The organism is Marinagarivorans sp. (assembly GCF_982758155.1).
Genome location: NZ_CEXWTU010000351.1, coordinates 1 through 3,345 on the forward strand (window position 1 = coordinate 1; position 3,345 = coordinate 3,345).

General features: G+C 46.1%; 3 protein-coding genes. 2 read left to right on the forward strand and 1 reads right to left on the reverse strand.

What is annotated here, in order from left to right; genetic code table 11:
* Positions 1–64: 64 nt before the first annotated feature.
* The gene (locus AC3A8L_RS20670) at positions 65–502 is read right to left on the reverse strand and encodes a hypothetical protein (RefSeq protein WP_487964167.1); all 438 of its coding nucleotides are present in this window, start codon (positions 500–502) and stop codon (positions 65–67) included.
* Between the two features lie 753 nt (positions 503–1,255).
* Here AC3A8L_RS20670 and AC3A8L_RS20675 point away from each other — a divergent pair.
* Together AC3A8L_RS20675 and AC3A8L_RS20680 are read left to right on the forward strand one after the other, a co-directional pair.
* On the forward strand, positions 1,256–1,864 hold the full coding sequence (locus AC3A8L_RS20675; protein WP_487964168.1) for a DUF2760 domain-containing protein: 609 nt from the start codon (positions 1,256–1,258) through the stop codon (positions 1,862–1,864).
* Positions 1,861–3,345, forward strand: a 1,485-nt coding sequence (locus AC3A8L_RS20680) for an Hsp70 family protein (RefSeq protein WP_487964169.1), incomplete at its 3' end; no start/stop codon positions are given. The genes AC3A8L_RS20675 and AC3A8L_RS20680, both read left to right, overlap by 4 nt.

A 3,345-nucleotide genomic window follows, 5' to 3' on the forward strand; every position in this document is an offset into this window, starting at 1 on the left:
GCATGCAGGGTGGTGTGGGGAGAGCTGGCTAGAAACCAGCTCTTACCCGATTTAAATGCAGGGGTTATTCTAAGCTTTTTAGCTCGAAATTTACTTCACCCCCTGCCGAATCTACAACATTATATTCAGCACGAAATCCCACTGCTGTTTTGCAAGAAAACTGGTAGACTTTTTTTGCGTCAACATTTAAAGATATATTGACTTTGTTGTAAGCAGCGATACCTGATTCACTTCCACTCCGATCAAAACAAGAAACAGAAACCACCCTAGAACCCGGCTGAACATATACATCACCCGTATACACCAAATCATCACCAAGTAGTGTCCCCCCAGTCGGCACTGAATCCACTTTTTGAATCCACATGTTATTGCTGTCAGACTGGTAGTGCTTAAGTGTCGCGTAAGGCAAGGAAGAGATGTCATTTACGAAAGGAGCCTTAGTATTTAAGGTGCTATTGCAGCCACTCATTAATACGCAAACAGCCAAATAGAAGTATTTCATTGATGATTCCTTAGCATTTAACAGTTGTATATGCGACATCGCATATCTCATTCTTAAAAAAACGCCCAAGCAAGCCTAAACTCCACGTGAGACTATGTAGCAGACGTATTACCCTCAATAATACCCCATAATAAACCGACATGCTGTCGCAATTACCTTACAAATGCGACACGTCATATCCAGCTAAAATTGCACATTGCGACATGCTTCCAGCGAGCTTTTCGCAGTACTACCTATACAATGAAATTAGTTAGCGACCATTTTAATCGCATATCGAAGATTCTCCCACTTATAGAGGTCTTTTATCGGTATGGCGTCGTAAAGATCTGATACTGCGACACGGGGTGCTGTCGCTTTTCCAATGACGCTTTATCCTATGTCACAAAAAGCAGAAAAATGCGACGTCGGCATATTGGGGTACAAGCTCGGAGAGGTGCTCGCTTTAAGGTAGTAATAACCTTGTGCTGGACCCTTATCAATCCGCCAGCAATAGCAGCTGTGATGGCGCTATGTCTTCATGGGTACTTCCTTCGCTATAAGGGCTCTTTGCATTTCACATCAATATTAGGGCTTGAATTTTGCCAAAAAGGCACAATTAACCGCCATTTGAGCACTAGACTGTTGTCTCTGTGGCCACCGAAGCCTGCCTTAACGCTATTCCTTGGTCCCCTCACAGTCGTGACCCGCTAATACCGTCGTATTAGCCTCATTCTTTTTTCGCGAATAACCTTATTTAGTATAAAGAGAACCATTATGAGTTTAGATTTCAATAATGCCGGTGTATTCCCTGCAAGTATCGACCTGCTGCATATTCTGCTATCAGTGGCAGTTATATTTTTAATTTTGCTTGTTGCACGTATTCGCTTAAGCACCAAGCTGGTTAGCACTCTGAGCGTTACTACCACCGAAGACGTTACAGCCGTTAACCCTGAGCCGCCAGTACATGAGCCTGTAACTACGGCCGAAGTTAATATCACCAGTGCCAGCCCAGATGCAGCTTTACAGTTGTTGAGTTTGTTGCAGCAAGAGGCGCGCTTTGTTGATTTTACGCAAGAAGACCTTGCTAATTTTAGTGATGCCGAAATCGGTGCTGTAGCGCGGGTTGTTCAGGAGGGTAGCAAAAAAGCCTTGGCTACTTATTTCTCTTTTGAACCCGTATCTACCGACGATGAAGAATCAACAATAACCGTAGCGGCCGGTTTTAATCCCGCGGAGTATCGTTTAACCGGCAATGTCGTTGGCGAGGCACCTTTTACGGGTACGTTGACGCATCGCGGTTGGCAGGTAACCGATAGCAAGCTACCTAGAATAGCCAAGGGTCACAACACCTCGATTATTGCTCCAGCGGAGGTGGAATTGTGAGCGAAGCGACACGCTATTCGGTGGGTATCGATTTAGGCACAACCCATTGCGTGATGTCCTATTTGCCGTTAGATGAAGATGGCGCATCACCCGAAATTTTCCCGATAAGCCAGTTATCGCGGCCGGGCGTTGTTGATATGCTTGAGCAGCTGCCTTCATTCTCTTATCAACCGCACGAAGCCGAAATTAACACCTCAGATTGCGTGCTCCCTTGGGCTAACAATAATACGACCTTGGTCGGGGCTATTGCCCGCAACCTCGGTAGCAAAACACCGATTCGATTAGTCGCCAGTGCTAAAAGCTGGTTATGTCATGGCGGCATTGATCGGCGCGCAAATAGTTTGCCCTTTGGTAGCCCTGAAGAGGTTCAAAAAATATCGCCGTTAGAGGCAAGCCGCCAATATTTAGCACATTTATGTGCCGCTTGGGATGCTGAATTCCCAGCCTCGCTTTTAAAAGATCAAAATGTCACGGTTACCATTCCTGCTTCTTTTGACCCCGTCGCCAGAGAGCTAACAGCCGAGGCTGCAAAACAAGTAGGCTTTGAACATTTAACACTGTTAGAAGAGCCCATGTCGGCTGTTTATAGTTGGGTTAACTCTTGTGGCGATGATTGGCGCTCACAAGTGAGTGTGGGCGATATTATTCTGGTGGTCGATATCGGCGGCGGAACTACCGACCTCTCTCTGGTTGCAGTAGCTGAAGACGATGGTAATTTGAGCCTTAATCGTATTGCGGTGGGTGAACATATTTTGTTGGGTGGCGATAACATGGATTTGGCGTTAGCCTATCGTGTTAAAGCTAAGTTAGCTGAGCAAGGTAAGGCGCTTGAACCGTGGCAAATTCAAGGGATTACGCAGGCCTGCCGCGATGCCAAAGAAGTCTTACTTTCTGATGGCGATACGCAAGCCGTGCCCATTACCATTCCCAGTCGTGGTTCTAAACTTTTTGGTGCTACGTTGCGTTGTGAATTAACCCGCAGCGAGGTGACTCAAACTTTGGTTGAAGGCTTTTTCCCTTTAACAGATATTAATACTCAGCCGAAACAAAGCCCACGAAGCGCTTTAACGCACCGCGGTTTACCGTATGCACAAGACCCAGCGGTTAGTCGCCATCTTGCTGCGTTTTTAACGCGGCAAAAAAACGCATTGAATATTCAACCAGAAGCGACAGTTTTTGATGATCCTTTGGCGGGTTTTGCCGACCCCTTAGGCAACGAAAATACTGCGTCAGCGGACTTTATCAAACCGAGTGCTATTTTATTAAATGGCGGGGTATTAAAAGCTCCGCATATAAAAGCGCGTGTATTAAGCCAAATTAATCAATGGTTAAATACAGCTAATGCAGAGCCAGTACGTGTATTGGATGGGGCCGATCTCGATTTGGGCGTAGCCAAAGGTGCTTGTTATTACGGTCAAGTTAAGCAAGGTAAAGGCGTACGGATTCGGGGTGGTTTGGCGAACGCCTATTACGTGGGTATC

Excerpts from the sequence above, each read along its gene's own strand:
- AC3A8L_RS20670 (WP_487964167.1), bottom strand. The coding sequence starts at position 502 with ATGAAATACTTCTATTTGGCTGTTTGCGTATTAATGAGTGGCTGCAAT.
- AC3A8L_RS20675 (WP_487964168.1), top strand. The coding sequence starts at position 1,256 with ATGAGTTTAGATTTCAATAATGCCGGTGTATTCCCTGCAAGTATCGAC.